The following is a 16,478-nucleotide window of genomic DNA, read 5'->3' on the forward strand; positions in this document are numbered from 1 at the left end:
CGGGGCTGTTTTCGATATGCGGCTACCGCCGCGCGGGCGCGACCAGCCACGAACAACCGTCACGTGCACACCGTGAGGAGCGACCGATGAGCCGTACAGTCATTCGCGGCGGCCTGGTAGTCACCGCATCCGACGAGATCCACGCCGACGTCCTGATCGAGGACGGCCGAATCGCCGCCCTCGCAGCCACGGGGACACCCGCCGCCGAGTCCTTCACAGCCGACCGCACCCTCGACGCCACCGGAAAGTACGTCATCCCCGGCGGCGTCGACGCCCACACCCACATGGAGCTGCCCTTCGGCGGCACCTTCGCCTCCGACACCTTCGAGACCGGTACCCGCGCCGCCGCCTGGGGCGGCACGACGACGATCATCGACTTCGCCGTGCAGAGCGTTGGCCACAGCCTGCGCGAGGGCCTCGACACCTGGCACGCCAAGGCCGACGGCAACTGCGCGATCGACTACGGCTTCCACATGATCGTCTCCGACGTCAACGAACACACGCTCAAGGAGATGGACCATCTCGTGGAGGAGGGCATCACCTCCTTCAAGCAGTTCATGGCCTACCCGGGCGTCTTCTACAGCGACGACGGCCAGATCCTGCGCGCCATGCAGCGCTCCGCCGACAACGGCGGCCTGATCATGATGCACGCCGAGAACGGCATCGCCATCGACGTCCTGGTCGAGCAGGCGCTCGCCCGGGGCGAGACCGACCCGCGCTACCACGGCGAGGTCCGCAAGGCCCTGCTGGAGGCCGAGGCCACCCACCGGGCCATCAAACTCGCGCAGGTGGCCGGCGCGCCCCTGTACGTCGTGCACGTCTCGGCGACGGAGGCGGTCGCCGAACTGGCCCGGGCCCGCGACGAAGGGCTCAACGTCTTCGGCGAGACCTGCCCGCAGTACCTGTTCCTGTCCACCGACAACCTCGCCGAGCCCGACTTCGAGGGCGCCAAGTACGTGTGCAGCACCCCGCTCAGGCCCAAGGAGCACCAGGCCGCCCTCTGGCGCGGGCTGCGGACGAACGACCTCCAGGTCGTCTCCACCGACCACTGCCCCTTCTGCTTCACCGGTCAGAAGGACCTGGGCCGCGGCGACTTCTCCAAGATCCCCAACGGCCTGCCGGGCGTGGAGAACCGTATGGACCTCCTCCACCAGGCGGTCGTCGACGGGCACATCTCGCGCCGCCGCTGGATCGAGATCGCCTGCGCGACCCCGGCCCGGATGTTCGGCCTCTACCCGAAGAAGGGCACCATCGCGCCGGGCGCCGACGCCGACGTCGTCATCTACGACCCGCACGCCGAGCAGGTCATCTCCGCCCAGACGCATCACATGAACGTCGACTACTCGGCGTACGAGGGCAAACGCACCACCGGCCGGGTCGAGACGGTCCTCTCGCGCGGCGTACCCGTCATCACCGAGCGGGAGTACACCGGCCACGCCGGGCACGGCGTGTTCACCCCGCGATCCACCTGTCAGTACCTCAACTAGGAGTGGTGCGGATGGACTTCGGACTCGTTTTGCAGGCCGACCCGCCGGCCTCGAGGGTGATCAGCCTGATGAAGCGGGCGGAACGCAACGGCTTCAGCCACGGCTGGACCTTCGACTCCGCCGTGCTGTGGCAGGAACCGTTCGTGATCTACAGCCAGATCCTCGCCAACACCACGACCCTGAAGGTCGGGCCGATGGTGACCAACCCGGGCACCCGCACCTGGGAGGTCACCGCCTCCACCTTCGCCACCCTCAACGACATGTTCGGCAACCGCACGGTCTGCGGCATCGGCCGCGGTGACTCCGCGATGCGCGTGGCCGGACGCAAGCCCAACACCCTGGCCCGGATCAGCGAGGCCATGAAGGTCATCCGGGACCTCGCCAGTGGACGGGAGGCCGACCTCGGCGGTGGCACCGTCGTCCGCTTCCCGTGGATCGGCGAGGGCGCCGAACTGCCCGTGTGGATGGCCGCGTACGGCCCCAAGGCCCTGAAGATGGCCGGTGAGGAGGCGGACGGGTTCATCCTCCAGCTGGCCGACCTCTACCTCACCGAGTACATGGTCAAGGCCGTGAAGGACGCGGCGGTCGCCGCCGGCCGGGACCCCGACCAGGTGACCATCTGTGTGGCGGCACCGGCGTACGTCACCGAGGACGACTCGCCCGAAGCGCTCGCCCACGCGCGTGAGCAGTGCCGCTGGTTCGGCGGCATGGTCGGCAACCATGTCGCCGACCTCGTCTCCAAGTACGGCGAGCACTCCGCCCAGGTCCCCGACGAACTCACCGAGTACATCAAGGCCCGCGAGGGCTACGACTACTCCCACCACGGGCGCAGCGGAAACCCCGACGCCCAGTTCGTGCCCGACGAGATCGTCGAACGCTTCTGCCTGATCGGCCCGGTCGAGAAGCACATCGAGAAACTGGAGGCGCTGCGCGCGCTCGGCGTGGACCAGTTCGCCGTCTACGACATGCACGACGCGCAGGAGGCCGTGATCGAGGCCTACGGATCCCAGGTGATCCCGGCCGTCAACGGCTGACCTCCACCGCCCCACCCCCTGTGAACTCCCCCTTCCCAGCGGCTCGGGAAGGGGGCCCAGGACGCCCCCCGGTGCACCCGGAGCGCACCCCCCATCGGCGCCACCGCACGGCCTTTCCCGTCCCACCTCCCCTGATTGGCCCGGCCCATGACCGATACCGCTCCCACCGCCCCACCGCCAGCCACCCAAGTCACCCTCGCCGACGGCCGGGTGGAGATCGCCCCGGGCGCCCCCGCACCGACCGGCCCCTACGCCAACGAGGACCTGCTGCCGGTCCCCGTCGCCAAGCGCACCTGGACCACGTACAACTTCTCCGCGCTGTGGGTCGGCATGGCCCACAACACGGCCTCCTGGACCCTGGCCTCGGGGCTCATCGCCGTCGGCATGGACTGGAAGCAGGCGGTGCTCACCATCGCCCTGGCCAACGTCATCGTGCTGATACCGATGCTGCTCACCGGCCACGCCGGACCCAAGTACGGCATACCCTTCCCGGTCTTCGCCCGGGCCTCCTACGGGATCCGCGGCGCCAACCTGCCCGCCGTCGTACGGGCGTTGGTGGCGTGCGGCTGGTTCGGCATCCAGACCTGGATCGGCGGCGAGGCCATCTACTTCCTGGCCGGCAAGCTCATCGGAACCGGCTGGACGGACGCCGCGAAGGTCGGCGGCCACGCCTGGACGATGTGGCTGTCGTTCGCGATCTTCTGGGCGCTCCAGGTCGTCATCATCTACCGGGGCATGGAGACCATCCGCCGCTTCGAGAACTGGGCGGCGCCGTTCGTGCTGGTCGGCGCGTTCGTGATGCTGTGGTGGATGAGCGACAAGGCCGGCGGTTTCGGCCCGCTCTTCGACCAGCCCTCCAAACTCGGCTGGGGCCCGGACTTCTGGAAGCTGTTCGCCCCCGCCCTCATGGGCATGATCGGCTTCTGGTCGACACTGTCCCTGAACATCCCCGACTTCACCCGCTACGGCAGGAGCCAGAAGGCGCAGACCCGGGGCCAGGCGCTCGGCCTGCCGACGACGATGACGCTCTTCGCGTTCCTGTCCGTGATGGTCACCTCGGGTTCGCAGGCCGTCTACGGCGAGGCGATCTGGGACCCGGTCCAGCTCGCGGCCAAGACCGACAGCACGGTCGGCCTGCTCTTCGCGCTCGTCACCGTCCTGGTGGCGACGCTCTCCGTCAACGTCGCGGCCAACCTGGTCTCACCGGCGTTCGACTTCTCCAACATCGCCCCGCGGAAGATCAGTTTCCGGGCGGGCGCCCTCGCCACCTGCGTCCTGGGCGTGCTCATCTTCCCCTGGAAGCTGTACTCCGACCCGCAGGGCTACATCTTCACCTGGCTTGGCCTGGTCGGCGGCCTGCTCGGCACCGTGGCGGGCATCCTCATCGCGGACTACTGGATCCTGCGCCGCGCCCGGCTCGACCTCGCCGACCTGTACCGCCCGGGCGGACGCTACTGGTACGAGGGCGGCTGGAACTGGCGCGCCGTCGTCGCCTTCGCGGTCGGCGGTGTCCTCGCCGTCGGCGGCGCGAGCTTCAAGCCGCTGATCGACGGCCGTCCCGTCCCGGCGCTGGCCGATCTGGCCGACTACGGCTGGGCGGTGGGCCTGGGCACGTCGATGGTGCTGTACCTGGCGCTGATGGCCCTGCGGGGCCGCAGCACCGTCTGAGGAAGGGCGCGTGGGCGTGCTGGAGAGTGCCTAGCCCTTGTCGCTCTCCAGCGCGGCCACCGCTTCCTTCGCGGCCTTGATGGCGCCCTTGTTGATCGTGTCCGTGCTCGGCGCCTTCTTCGACTCGAAGTCACTGCCGTTGTAGGTGATCGTCACCAGTGCGTTGGAGGCGCGGGCGATGACGACGCCCTCGCGGGTCTGCTGCTTGTCCTCGGTGGTGAGGGTGACTACGGAGTAAGCGCTGTCGCCCAGACCGGGGACGGCCCCGCCGCCGCTCTTCTTGCCGAGGTGCGTCTCGTAGGACTTCCGTGCGGCGTCGTCGGACTCCATCACCTCGAAGGACACGTCGAGCCAGCGGTAGTCGTACCCCTTGAGCGCGTTCCAGGAGCAGGTGCGGCGCAGCTCCGCGTCCGTGGACGGTATCTCCTTGCCGGCCGTCTTGGCGCCCGGCACCAGCGACTGGATCGTCTTCTTGGCGATGCTCCCGCACGGTGCGGGCGCGGCCGCGTAGGCCTTCGGCGCCGTCGACGTCGACGGGGCGGAGGCGGAGGCGGACCGGTTCTCGGTCTTCGCCTCGGCCGGTTTGTGCGCGGCGGCCTGCGGCGCGGCGAACGGGCCGGACGACAGCGCCCAGCCCGCCGCGGCGAGCACCACCACCGGGGACAGCCGGGCGGTCAGGGCGAGGGGCAGAGGTAGAGAACGCACGGCGCCCTTCTCGTGGGGACGGAAGGTGCGGAGCGGGTCCGCACGGCGGACGGAACGACAGTGTCACACGTGTGTCTGTGAGGCGGAAGTGCGAACTCGCTCCGTGGCCGCGCGGTGACGGGGACCCATCGTTCACCGCCCGGATTCGGCCAGTTGAGACGCCGGAGGGTGGTTTGCGGCAGGTGCGACCGTAGCCGTGGGGCTGGGGTGGTTCCTGCCGAGACGTGCCCCCGACTCTGTCCCCTGCCGACCCCGAGACCCCACGCGACTGGCCTTGCCCTTACAGAGACCGACGCCGGACAGCAAGCGGCGGCCGCACCGAGAAGGTCGATGCGGCCGCCGCTGCCGTGAGGAGGTTCCGTCGCCCGACGATGATGCCGGGACGACGAGAATCAGACGGCGTAGGGGTTTTCGATGATGTAGACCCAGTCGCCCTCGCTCGTCCTCTTCATCACCTCGACCGACTTTCCTTCCAGGGTGCCGTCCTCGCCCGTGATCCGCCAGGGCACCTGGACCATCGCCAGGTCGCCGTTCTGATGCACCGACGCGGCCCCCATCTCGAAGGTGCCGGGCGCGGCGAGGTAGGGCTTCAGCGCTTCCTTGATGTCTTCTCTTCCGTGGACGGGCTCCTGCCCCGGTCCCGGTACGAACATGGCGTTTTCGTCGAACAGGGAACCCAGTCCGTCGAGGTCCTGGTCCTTGAGGTATTGGGCGAAGCGCTGGTGCACGGTTTCCGGTGTCATGTTCTTTCCTAATGCTGGGTGAGGTGTCAGCGGGTGTCCGGGTGACGATCAGGGGTTGGCTCGCTCACTCTGGCCGAGTTACTTACCGCAGGGAAGTACGTACCTTGAGGTGAGGTGAGCACGTGCAGGAAATCGCGCGGGGCAACGTCCGTGGGGAGCTCGGCGAGGGAACACGTTCCTACTCGCCGGCCTGGTGGGCCGTCGCATAGGCGCGCAAGAAACCGCACATGCCAAGGGTCTGCCGGTGTGGTCGGGCGATGCGCGAGACTTCCGCGTCGAACAGGTAGTCGAAGTCGTCGCGTCGCAGCGCGTCGATCTGCCGCAGTGCCGTGTGCGCGGCGGCCAGCGCACCGTCGTCGACCGTCTTCTCCCAGGTGTCCAGGCGGGGTTGGACGAGCCGAACCGCCGCCGCGCAGAAGTCCTCGTACGCCGAGCGGTTTCCTCGCCGCCACTGCCGTCTCAGTTCGGTGAACCCTTCGACGGCCAGATCTCTGCGGGCTCGCGCGCGCTCGGGGCTGGGGCTGTCGTCGGCGTCGAGGAGCGAGGCCGCGTCCGGATAGGTGCCGGGGGAGAGGTACTGGGGCGGGAAGGTCATGACCGCGTCGCCTGCCTCCGGGAGACCACTGTTCTGCATGACGACGATCACCCGCAGGTCCTCGTCGTTGACGGCGCGGTGGATCGTGCCGGGGGTGAACCAGACCACGTCACCCGGGTGCAGCTCGGTCGTCCTGGGCCCGTTGTGGTCGAGGGTCTCCAGTCGGCCGCGACCACTGACGACGACGTAGCACTCCGCGCAGGCCAGATGCATATGGGGCGAGCCGCCGTGTGCGTCGTCCGCCGTGGGCCAGGGGTACACCTCCAGCTGGCTGAGCCCCACGGCTCCCGGGAGGGCAGGGAGGGCCGTCACAGCGCGAACTCCCGCACGATCGGCTCCAGTTCACGGCGACCCACCACTCGGTCGAGGAACACGAAGCGGTGGCTCAGGGACAGGGTGTCACCGGGTTCCAGCTTGATCTCGGTGTGGAAGGCGGGTGAGGGGTTGAGGCAGGCGAAGGCGCTGCTGCGGGCGAACCAGGTCAGCGGGGTGGAGGCGCTGGTGGTGCCGGCGTAGGCGAGGACCGTGGCGCCGCCGTCGATCTCGTCGTGCTCGCCGGCGATGGCGGCCCAGGCGCCCCGCGTGCCCATGACGGCGTCACCGTCATGGCCCCCGTCGGCGATGACGTCCGCGCCGGTCCAGGCCCGGGGTCCGCGCCAGAACAGTCCCGTGTAACCGGCGCCCGGGCGGCCGTGGGTGGTGGGGCTGCCCATCTCCAGCGGCTCGTGGTGGACATTGGTCAGGTCGGTGGTGAAGTCCAGCGCCCAGACGCCGTCGCCGGAATCGGCGCTGTGGAAGCGGAGGGTGCGGGTCTCGTCGATCCACACCTCGTCGCTGGAGGCGATCCAGTCCAGGCCCTGGACGACCGTCACCTCGCTGTCACCGACGTCCTGCCGGTCGAAGGCGCGGTGCACCTGGCTGCCGTGGTTCTCACGCCAGACGTAACCGTGACCGGGTGCGCCCGCCTCGAAGGTGGGCCCGCCCCAGAAGTTGTCCCCGGACAGATGCGACCACGTCATCTGCAGGCCCTTGTGCCAGCGGTGGTCCCAGGGCCGGTAGACGCCCACGGGTGCGCCGGAGAGGGTTTTCAGGGGGTAGACATAGGGCTTGGGTGATTCTTCGAGCGGGGTGTCCGGCCGGTAGACGTACGTGGCGAGGTCCACGTCCGCGGCCGACACCACGAACTGGGTCCCGGCGGCGTCGTGCTCGATGCGCAAGGGGGTCTCAGACACCGGTCTTCTCCTTGACGGTGTTGTCCCGGACGGCTGGGCGGCCGTTCATGGAGTGGTAGTACGGGTTGGCCGGGGTGATCATGTCCGGGGACACGGGGCGTCCGGTGCTCGCCGACTCGTACAGGGCGGCGATGAAGGCCAGGACGCGGCGGCCGTCGTCACCACTGGCTTCGGGGCGTCGCCCGGCGCGCAGGGAGCGCAGCAGCAGGCGCAGTTGCGCGGCGTGCGAACTGGCCTCGTCGTCGAGCGGTGCCCCGAGCTCGGCGGCCGTGGCCTCGGCCCGGTGAGGGGCGGGGGTCCACGTCCAGTGCGTGTTGTCGTAGCCGTAGAGGTGGGACAGTTCGACCGTGGCCTCGGGGAAGTCGAAGCGCAGGTAGCTGGTCTCCCGGGGGGAGAGGAGGCTGTTGACCATGGACACCATGGCGCCACTGGCGAAGCGGACCATGGCCATGGAGACGTCCTCGGTCTCCACCTCGCGGGCCAACGTGCCCATGGCTGCGCGGACTTCGGTCCATTCCCCCATCAGGGCCAGCATGAGGTCCATCTGGTGGATGCCGTGGCCCATGGTGGGACCGCCGCCCTCGGTCTCCCACTTGCCGCGCCAGGGGACCTCGAAGTAGGCGTCGTCCCGGTACCACAGGGTGTGGCAGACACCGACCAGGGGAGCGCCGAGGCTGCCGCTGCGGATGTGCTCCCGCAGGGCCCGGGCGGCGGACCCGAACCGGTGCTGGAAGACGTAGGAGACATAGGGGCCGCCCTCGCGCTCGTGGGCGGCGACGGCGTCGTACTCGGCGACGGAAAGGGTGGGCGGTTTCTCGCACCACACCGACGCGCCGGCGTCCAGACAGGCGGTGATGGCCTCGCCGTGGGCGATCGGGGGCGTACAGACGATGACCAGGTCCGGGTGCTGCTCCCGGAGCATGAGGTCGAGGCTGTCGTAGGAGGCGGGAATGCCCCAGCGGGCTGCGAACGCCTCGGCGCGCCGCAGGTCGACGTCGACCACGGCGATGACGGTCGCCTCGCCGTTCTGGGCCTGGACGGCGGGCATGTGGCAGCCGTCGGCGATGTTGCCGGCACCGACGATCGCCACCCTCGCGGGCTGGCTGTACTCAGTCATGTGGCTCTTTCGTGGAAACTCGGGCGGTACCTGGGCGCGGCACCGGGGGTTCGTCAACCGCTGACGAAGAAGGTCGGTTCGACCTGCTCAGCCCAAGGCGTGCACGCGTGACCGCGCGGTCGGGGGGAACGGCTCCGCCGGACGAAGCTCGGCGCCCGCCGATGCGGGCAGGGCGGCAAGCCGAACGTAGTGAACGATCACCTTCAGGGTCAAGAGTTGCGTAGTGATCGTTCACATTGCGTGTGAGGCCTTACCGGGCAGCCGACCGGATTCAGCGGTCGACCGGGCCGCTCGACCCTCGCGGCACGAGACGGAACAGATCCGCCACCTCGGGCTTCGACTGGGGCTCGCCGCGCAGAAGGGCGAGCAGCGACAGCATCGACTGCCGGCCGACCTCTTCCTTGTTGATGTGCACCGTCGAGATGCTCGGCGAGAAGTACCGGGTGAACTCCTCGTCGTCCCAGCCGAAGACGCTCACCTCCTCGGGCACCCGCACACCGCGGTCCTGGAAGCCGCGCAGCACCCCCAGGGCGACATAGTCGTTGGCGGCCAGCACGGCCGTCACGCCGGAATCGGCGGGCAGGTCCCGCGCGGCCTCGTAGCCGGAGCGCACGGACCAGTCCCCGTCGACGACGCCGTAGGACGTAAGGCCCAGTCGCTCGACGGCCTCCACGTACACCGCCCGCCGGTTGCGTGCCGAAGCCCAGTCCTGCGAGCCCGCGACGTGGAGGAACCGGCGGTGTCCCTGCTCCGCGAGGTGACGCAGGATCTCCTCGGCGGGCCGCCCGTCGGCCAGCCGTCCCCGGGACTGGAGGTTGTCGTCGTACTCGCCCAGCACCATCACCGGCCACTGCCCGGCGCCCCGGCCGCCGGCCAGGTCCCCCAGCGGCACCAGCGACAGCACCCCGTCCGCCTGCCGGGCCTCCAGCAGGGACAGCACGCTGCGGGCGCGCCGCGACTCGCCACCCTCCAGCCCGACGACGTCGGTCATGTACCCGGCCTCGTGCGCCGCGGCCGAGGCGCCCCTGAGCAGAGGGATCGGAACGAAGCCACTCAACTCGGGCAACACGATGGTGATCCGCTGGGACCGCTGCGTGCGCATCGACCGCGCCATGAGGTTGGGCCGGTAGTCCAGCTCGGCGACGGCCCGCTCGATCCTCGCTCGCGTCGCGGGCTTCATGCCGCTGTCGTTCTTCAGGAACCGGGACACGGTCTGGTGCGACACGCCGGCCCGCTTGGCGACCTCCCAGATGGTGGGCCGCTTCCTCTCCGGGGTGGAGGCCGCCCCCGGACCGGCGCCCTTCGTGGCGGGCCGGCCGGCATGCCGTGCCCGCAGAGGGCGCCCCGCCTGCTCGCACAGAAATTCCAGCAGCTCCGCGCCGGACGCGTCCGCGGGCAGTCCGTAGGCACCGACGAAGCCAGCGACCCGTGGCGCGAGGTCGTCGACGCGCACCAGGCCACGGGCGGCGGCCTCGGCGAGGAACGTGCCCGTACGGGCCGCGTCGGCACCGGCTTGGAGCAGGTCCACGACGGTACGCGGCACGGTGGTCACGGGCAGCCCGTCGACGACGGTGACGTCCTCGGCGTCCGTGGCCGCGCGGTGCAGCACGACGGTCTCGTCACGCGTGGTACGGCGTGACGAGACCGTCAGCTCCACGGGATCGGTGGGCCGGCCACCCAGGCCGTGCACCGCACACGCGGAGGTGTGGGAGACGACGCCCGCTCCGGAGACGTCCGTACAACGGTCCCGCGCCGGGGTCCCGGGATCCAGCCGCAGCCACGCCACCTTGATCCGGAGGTGCTCCGGCTGGGGAGAGGCGGCCAGGCGGTACACCCCGTGGCCCACACTCTCCAGCGCCCCGGACCGCTCCAGCCGCAGGAGCTGGACGCCCCGCACACCGTCCAGCTTCGCCTGCGCGGTGGTCACCAGACCCCACTGACCGGCGGCCCTGGCATCCAGAGCCCGCAACACGTCGGCCTGAGTCATGCGGCAATCATTACACGGGCACCCTGCGCCGTCCCTTCCCCCGCGTGGACCGCCTTTCCGGCCTCGCGGGGGAAGGGACGGCGGGCGCGGCTACCTGGGCTGGAACTCCCAGACCGTGTTCGCGTCCTGCGTGCCCGTGTTCCACTTCGCCTCACTCGCGGAGGTCCCGTACAGGTAGGCCCTACCCGTGTGGGTGTTCCGGACGCGGAGCCCACCTGCCGCGACACCCTCAAGGTTCCAGAGCGAGGCGTCCGCGACAGTGCCGGTGTTCCATATGACGTTGTTGTCGGTGGCGACGGCTTCCAGATAGAAGCGTCCCGTTCGCACGTTCCTGATGGTCCAGGACCCTGACGAGTCCTTGGCGACGATCCAGTCCTGGTCGTCGTACACGGTCCCGGACGAGAGGATGACCGCACCGTCCGCGTCGGTGTCGAGGTACTTGCCCGAGGACATGTTCCTCAGCTTGTACTTTGCGCCGCTGACGAGGTACGAGACCCGTACGCACTCCTCGGTCGCCAGGGTGATCTCGGTGTTCCCGGACACGGTGCTGTACGCCTTCGTGCCGGACTTCACCCAGGTGTCGTCAGCGTCGTAGTGGCCCACCTCGACGGACCGTACGACCCCGATGGTTCCCGGCAGCGTGAACGTGGCCTCCGTCGTGGTGGCGAAGGCGAACTCGGCCGGACCGCGCCGGACGCCGAATGCCTGCGCACCGACGGAGGTCGTGTACGTGATGTTGACGCCGCCCAGGGGCTTGGTGGTCGTGACGCTCGCGGTCGCGTTCCGGTTGAAGGTCTGCAGGGTGGTTCCCCCGCGCTCCACCGGAGTCCTGCTGGCGAGGTCCCGGTGGATCTTCTTCAGCGCGCGGTTGAGCCGGGCGACCTTGAGGGAGGGGGTCTTGCGGGTGACGACCTTGGTGTCGGGCCTCCAGTTGTACAGGCCGTGGTCGCTGATGCCGGTGCTGGAGTCCGGGTCCAGCGCGGCGTACAGATTGTGGGCGGCATTGCCGGCGATGGCGTTGAACTTCTCGACGTCCACCGTCGAGGAACCTCCGAAGTTCTCCATGACCATGGGGAAGTTCTTCCCCTGGGCCCAGGTGGCGTCCTGCCCGTAGTTGTAGAGGGTGTCGAAACCCTTGGTGTAGGGGTCCTTTCCGAAGAAGTCGATGGTCGCCGTTCCCTGGCTCCTGAGGGCCTCGTTCTCGGCGACCGGCACCGTGTCCGCGCTGCCGGCGAGGTTGGTCCGGGTGTACACCGAGTAGTCCGACTGCTTGATCACCTGTCCCAGCTGGGTCAGGTAGTTCAGCAGCACGTCCTTGCGGAACTTCGTCGTGTCGGTGTAACCGCCGCTGTTGAACAGGTCGGTGCTGTAGGTGCTGAAGCTCCGGGCGATGGACTGGCCGCCCTGCTGCTTCGACACGTTCGGTTCGTTCAGCACCTGGATGCCGACGACGGTGTGCGCGGTGTCGACGGCGGCGAGGCGGCTCATGAGGCGGCCCAGCACGAACTTCTCCCTGGCGAGCATGTTCGGGTCGGTCTTGTCCAGGAGGGGGTTGCCGTTCAGGGCGAGTGGGGTGCCGTCGGACTTCACCACGACCTGGTAGTCGTTCATCACGTAGGCCGGAATTCTGGCCGCGATGGACTGGCCGGTCGATTCATGGCTGAACCACAGCAGTTCCAGCTTCAGGCCGTACTCCCCGCACCATGCCAGGTACTTGTCGAGGTCGGTCCAGTCGAAGACGTCCTTCGAGGTCTCGATCTGCGACCACCAGAGCGGGATGTTCACCACGGTGAAACCGTCGTCCCGGATCATCCCGAGCACCGGCTTCAGCTGGGCGTCCGTCCAGCCGTACGTGTACTTGTGCTTCTCGTACCGGAACTGGACGCCACTGTGGTAGAAGGGCTTCCCGTCCACCATCAGGGCGATCTTGTCGTACGTGGACCTCGATGTGTCGACGTAGGAGACCACGCCGCCGGCCGCGACGGCCCTCGGGAGGCCGCCGACGAGGTTCAGCGCCATGCCTCCCAGGGCTGCCGCCCCGCTCGTGGCGAGGAATCTGCGGCGTGACCACGGGCCGTTCTTCGACTTCATTGCGCTACCTCCGTGTCAGGTGGGCTGCTGCCGGATAGTGAACGATCACGATGCGGGTGCGACGGCGCCCGTCAGGATCCTTCGAGGCGGGGGTGCCGGGCGCGGCGCGATCGAGCCGACAGGCGATGGCGGGGCCCTGGCGATCAGATGGTGACCAAACCAGCGATGGCGCACATAAGACTGGCTGTAACGCTTGCGTGTCAATGGTGGGGACAGGGAGAGTTTCGCCGCGGCCCACAGCAGGTCGGCTCCGGTCGCACCGAGGGAGCCCCCACGAAGTGAACGATCACCCGCAGATGTCTTGACCGCTCGGGTGAACGATCACTACGTTGCCCCTGCTGTTATCGGACACCTCATCGCTCCCGGTACTTCGTGGCTTTTCTGTGTGCCCTCGGGCCGAGTCACGGCCGGGCTCTCTTCCTCCCCGCCGGGCACCGGTCGGTATCACCAGAGATCAAGGGAGATCACGTGTACACGGTCATGCGCAGAACGGGCCGCCGGCCCCGAAGATGGGCCGGCTCCCTCGCCGCCGGCCTCCTGCTCCTCGGCACCTTCCTCGCGGTTCCGGCCGCCTCGGCCGCCGAAACCCCGGGCGCGACGTTGATCGACGAGACGTTCGAAGCCCAGACGAACCCCGTGAACTTCGGTTTCCCGGTCGGGGCCGCCGTCGGCAACGGCGTACTGGAGATCACGAAGGGCATGGGCAACTACACGACGTCCGTGCGGCCCTTCGCGTCGTCGATCACCCAGGAGAAGACGCTCGACCTGCGGTTCGACTGGAAGACGGCCATCGCGAGCACCGGTATGAAGACCGGTCTGGAGCTGCGCGACAGCGCCGGACACCTGGTCTTCGGCATGGCCGCGACCGGCGCGGAGTTCCGTCACGCCGCGACCGGCCCGGACTCGGACTCCACCTCCGCCCCGGACTCGCTCAATCCCACCTGGACCAAGATCAGCTTCGACCGGACCAAGTCGTACACGGTCGATCTGCACCTGGACTTCACCCTCGGCAAGGTCCAGTACACGGTCACCAGCAAGGAGGCCGCGCCGAAGGTGCTGGTCTCCACCACGAAGAGCATCACGGGGCAGAACCTGGCGAAGCTCGTCGCCTGCAACTACTACGGCACCGGTGTGCAGTCGATCGACAACTTCCGCCTGACCCGCCCCGAGAACCCCGCCTACGGCTCCCTCGCCGGCTCGTCCGTCTACGCCTTCGGTGACAGCATCGTCTACGGGCATCAGTACTCCCGCAGCTTCGTGAACTTCGTCGCCGAACGCGAGGGCATGACGCTGACGAAGTACGCCCGCAACGGCGCGACCATAGGCCCGGCGCCCACTGCCAGCGGTGGACAGATCCTCGCCCAGGTGCAGTCGGCGAGCTCCCAGGCTCCCGACTTCGTCGTCTTCGACGGCGGCACGAACGACGCCATGGAGATCCACGACGCGCACACCTACGAGGTCGGCACGGTCAGCGGCTCCCAGGACCCCGCCACTCTCGACCCGGGCACCTACGCCGGGGCGCTCGAGACCACCATCTCCACGATGCGGCAGAAGTGGCCGACGGCCCAGCTGGTCTACGTGGCCGCCCACCAGATGGGCTCGCGTGACTGGGACACCCAGCTCGCCCTGCGCCAAGTGCAGTTGCAGGCGGCCCAGAAGTGGGGCGTCACGGTGGCCGACGTCTTCGGGGACACGACGCTCGACACGCGCGTCGACGCCCAGCGGGTGGCGTACACCTTCGACGGACTCGTGGGCGGCTACCCGGGCAGCGGCGGCAGCGGCACGCATCCGAACATCGCCGGGATCACCGATTTCTATGTCCCCGTGCTGTCGTCGGAACTGTCCCGGCTTGCCGACACGACGACGCTCAAAGCGCGGCACTCGGGCAAGTGTGCCCAGGCGGTCGGCTCCTCGACCGCGGCGGGGACGGCGATCGAGCAGGACGGCTGCGCGAGCGGCGACGACCAGCAGTGGCAGCTGCACGAAGCCGGTGGCGGCTACTACCAGATCCTCTCCCGGCACTCGGGACTGTGCCTCGACGTGGCCGGCTCCTCCACGGCGAACACCGCCCCGGCCGTCCAGCAGACCTGCGACGGCCGCACCAGTCAGCAGTGGCGGCTGAGCGACACCGGTACCGGCTACGTCGAGATCATCGCCCGTCACTCCGGCAAGTGCCTCGACGTGGACCGGGCCTTCACGGCGGACGGGGCCCGGCTGCTGCAGTACACGTGCTGGAACGACGAACAGCACAAGAACCAGCACTGGGCGCTGTCAGGTCTGACATGAGGAACACGTGCCGCCCGGTGACGGCGGACTCGGCGGCCGGCCGCACGGTCCGGGCAGGGACCAAGCGGCCGGTCGGGCCGGGCGATGCGCGGGGGAGCCGGGCTCGACCGGCCGATGCGCTCGGCTCCGGCGAAACGGCGAGCGGACAGGGCCCGGCCCGCCCTGGCGTACTCGGAAGTAGAGTACCGACGGGCGTGTGGGACGTGGAGATGCGGCGGGGGGCGGCACGGTGGGCGCGGACACGGGACCGGAGCGAGCGGAGCGGGACGTGAAACAGCCGAAGCCGCCGACCAGGAAGCGTCCCACCATCCTCGACGTAGCGGCGCACGCGGGGGTTTCGCATCAGACCGTCTCACGCTTCCTGCGGGGCAACGGAGGCATGAAGCCGCAGACGGTGGCCCGCATCGAGCAAGCCGTGGCCGACCTCGACTACCGGCCCAACCTGGTGGCCCGGTCGATGCGCACACGCATGTCGAACCGCGTCACCGTGGTCCTGCCGGCCATGACGACGTTCGTGCCCTCGCAGATCCTGCGGGGGGCGTCCGCGGAGGCACAGGCGGCCGGCTACCTGCTGGACATCGTGGGCCTCGAAGGCGACGAACGGGTCAGGGGCGACCGGGTCCGTGCTCTCCTCGACTCCGGTCAGGCGGACGGAGTGCTGACCTTCACTCCCATCGGCGACCTGGAGAAGCTGGGGTTGAGCCATACCCCGACCGTCGTCATAGGCGAGTACGACGACCAGATGAGGTCCCACGGGATCACGGCTGACGGCGAGCCGGCTGCCATGATCATCGATCACCTCGTCTCGCTGGGCCATCGGCGTTTCGTCCATGTCGCCGGCAGTACGGACTGGATGTCGGCGCGCAAACGACGCGAGGTCTATCTGCGGACGGTCGCCGAGCGGGGCCTGGAGAACTACGCCGTCATCGACGGCGACTGGTCCGTGCGGTCCGGATACGACGCGGCCCGGGGACTGTCGGCGGACTCCGGTGTCACCGCGGTTCTCGCCGCCAACGACGACGTCGCCATGGGCGTCATCCGTGGCTTCCAGGACCGCGGGTGGCGGGTCCCGGAGGACGTCAGCGTCTTCGGCTGGGACAACCAGGAGTTCACCGAGTACTTCAACCCGTCCATCTCCACCGTGGATCTCGACCGCGAGGCCATGGGCCGACGGGCCATGCGGGCCCTGCTCGCCCGCATCCGCGAGGAGACCGAGCCCGAGCTGCGTCTGGACCTCGACTGCCGCCTCGTGCTGCGCGAGTCGTCCGGACCGGCCAGAACGAACCACACCCCGTAGCCCGTCGGCCCCACCAACCGGCCGTCGTGCAAGGGGAGTTCGGGTGGACCTCTGGTCCTGCCCGACCGTGCCGTCCGCACCGGGCGGAACGCGCCGACCCGGCATGTTCCCGCGCGGTCCGTTCCACTCCCGTTCCGGTACCGGCGAAGTCCTGCAAAGTACCCAAGTGTTACGTGAAGAAGTCTTGACCGGGATGTGGTGGGTTACTACGCTCACCGCGTGAACGTTCACTATTG

The 16,478-nt window shown here is 69.0% G+C and carries 12 protein-coding genes; 5 read left to right on the forward strand and 7 right to left on the reverse strand.

Annotation, left to right across the window (positions count from 1 at the left end; translation table 11 throughout):
* Window positions 1-86: 86 nt before the first annotated feature.
* The 3 genes from hydA (at window position 87) to ACFZDE_RS14240 (ending at window position 4,189) form a co-directional block, all read left to right on the forward strand.
* Complete coding sequence (gene hydA, locus ACFZDE_RS14230; RefSeq protein WP_390995202.1) at window positions 87-1,487, forward strand: dihydropyrimidinase; 1,401 nt, start codon at window positions 87-89, stop codon at window positions 1,485-1,487.
* Between the two features lie 11 nt (window positions 1,488-1,498).
* Complete coding sequence (locus ACFZDE_RS14235) at window positions 1,499-2,521, forward strand: TIGR03842 family LLM class F420-dependent oxidoreductase (protein WP_391200040.1); 1,023 nt, start codon at window positions 1,499-1,501, stop codon at window positions 2,519-2,521.
* A gap of 147 nt (window positions 2,522-2,668) precedes the next feature.
* Window positions 2,669-4,189 (forward strand): NCS1 family nucleobase:cation symporter, encoded by a 1,521-nt coding sequence (locus ACFZDE_RS14240; RefSeq protein ID WP_391200041.1) that lies wholly within the window; start codon window positions 2,669-2,671, stop codon window positions 4,187-4,189.
* A 30-nt stretch (window positions 4,190-4,219) separates the two neighbouring features.
* Here ACFZDE_RS14240 and ACFZDE_RS14245 read toward each other — a convergent pair whose 3' ends face one another.
* The 7 genes from ACFZDE_RS14245 to ACFZDE_RS14275 all read right to left on the reverse strand — a co-directional run bounded on the left by ACFZDE_RS14245 (window position 4,220) and on the right by ACFZDE_RS14275 (window position 12,659).
* Window positions 4,220-4,894, reverse strand: a complete 675-nt coding sequence (locus ACFZDE_RS14245) for a hypothetical protein (protein ID WP_390995211.1) — start codon at window positions 4,892-4,894, stop codon at window positions 4,220-4,222.
* 392 nt (window positions 4,895-5,286) lie between these two features.
* The gene (locus ACFZDE_RS14250) at window positions 5,287-5,637 is read right to left on the reverse strand and encodes a DUF4440 domain-containing protein (RefSeq protein WP_391200042.1); all 351 of its coding nucleotides are present in this window, start codon (window positions 5,635-5,637) and stop codon (window positions 5,287-5,289) included.
* A gap of 178 nt (window positions 5,638-5,815) precedes the next feature.
* Window positions 5,816-6,544, reverse strand: a complete 729-nt coding sequence (locus ACFZDE_RS14255; protein WP_391200043.1) for a cupin domain-containing protein — start codon at window positions 6,542-6,544, stop codon at window positions 5,816-5,818.
* On the reverse strand, window positions 6,541-7,464 hold the full coding sequence (locus ACFZDE_RS14260; RefSeq protein ID WP_391200044.1) for a DUF6807 family protein: 924 nt from the start codon (window positions 7,462-7,464) through the stop codon (window positions 6,541-6,543). The genes ACFZDE_RS14255 and ACFZDE_RS14260 overlap by 4 nt, the downstream gene beginning before the upstream one ends.
* Window positions 7,457-8,581: a Gfo/Idh/MocA family oxidoreductase gene (locus ACFZDE_RS14265; protein WP_391200045.1), complete on the reverse strand. Its 1,125-nt coding sequence runs from the start codon at window positions 8,579-8,581 to the stop codon at window positions 7,457-7,459. Before ACFZDE_RS14265 ends, ACFZDE_RS14260 begins: the two co-directional genes overlap by 8 nt.
* A 271-nt stretch (window positions 8,582-8,852) precedes the next feature.
* Window positions 8,853-10,568, reverse strand: a complete 1,716-nt coding sequence (locus tag ACFZDE_RS14270; protein WP_391200046.1) for a substrate-binding domain-containing protein — start codon at window positions 10,566-10,568, stop codon at window positions 8,853-8,855.
* A 90-nt stretch (window positions 10,569-10,658) separates the two neighbouring features.
* Complete coding sequence (locus tag ACFZDE_RS14275) at window positions 10,659-12,659, reverse strand: DUF4978 domain-containing protein (protein ID WP_391200047.1); 2,001 nt, start codon at window positions 12,657-12,659, stop codon at window positions 10,659-10,661.
* 468 nt (window positions 12,660-13,127) lie between these two features.
* Between ACFZDE_RS14275 and ACFZDE_RS14280 the strand changes: the two genes are divergently transcribed.
* Window positions 13,128-14,945, forward strand: coding sequence for an RICIN domain-containing protein (locus tag ACFZDE_RS14280; protein ID WP_391200048.1), 1,818 nt, complete (start codon window positions 13,128-13,130; stop codon window positions 14,943-14,945).
* Between the two features lie 268 nt (window positions 14,946-15,213).
* Window positions 15,214-16,242 carry a substrate-binding domain-containing protein gene (locus tag ACFZDE_RS14285; protein ID WP_391200049.1) on the forward strand — a complete coding sequence of 343 codons (1,029 nt, stop codon included), beginning with the start codon at window positions 15,214-15,216 and terminating at the stop codon, window positions 16,240-16,242.
* Window positions 16,243-16,478 lie beyond the last annotated feature (236 nt).

It is taken from the genome of Streptomyces sp. NPDC007929 (assembly GCF_042959065.1).
GTDB lineage: Bacteria > Actinomycetota > Actinomycetes > Streptomycetales > Streptomycetaceae > Streptomyces.

Excerpts from the sequence above, each read along its gene's own strand:
- hydA (WP_390995202.1), top strand. The coding sequence starts at position 87 with ATGAGCCGTACAGTCATTCGCGGCGGCCTGGTAGTCACCGCATCCGAC.
- ACFZDE_RS14235 (WP_391200040.1), top strand. The coding sequence starts at position 1,499 with ATGGACTTCGGACTCGTTTTGCAGGCCGACCCGCCGGCCTCGAGGGTG.
- ACFZDE_RS14240 (WP_391200041.1), top strand. The coding sequence starts at position 2,669 with ATGACCGATACCGCTCCCACCGCCCCACCGCCAGCCACCCAAGTCACC.
- ACFZDE_RS14250 (WP_391200042.1), bottom strand. The coding sequence starts at position 5,637 with ATGACACCGGAAACCGTGCACCAGCGCTTCGCCCAATACCTCAAGGAC.
- ACFZDE_RS14265 (WP_391200045.1), bottom strand. The coding sequence starts at position 8,581 with ATGACTGAGTACAGCCAGCCCGCGAGGGTGGCGATCGTCGGTGCCGGC.
- ACFZDE_RS14270 (WP_391200046.1), bottom strand. The coding sequence starts at position 10,568 with ATGACTCAGGCCGACGTGTTGCGGGCTCTGGATGCCAGGGCCGCCGGT.
- ACFZDE_RS14275 (WP_391200047.1), bottom strand. The coding sequence starts at position 12,659 with ATGAAGTCGAAGAACGGCCCGTGGTCACGCCGCAGATTCCTCGCCACG.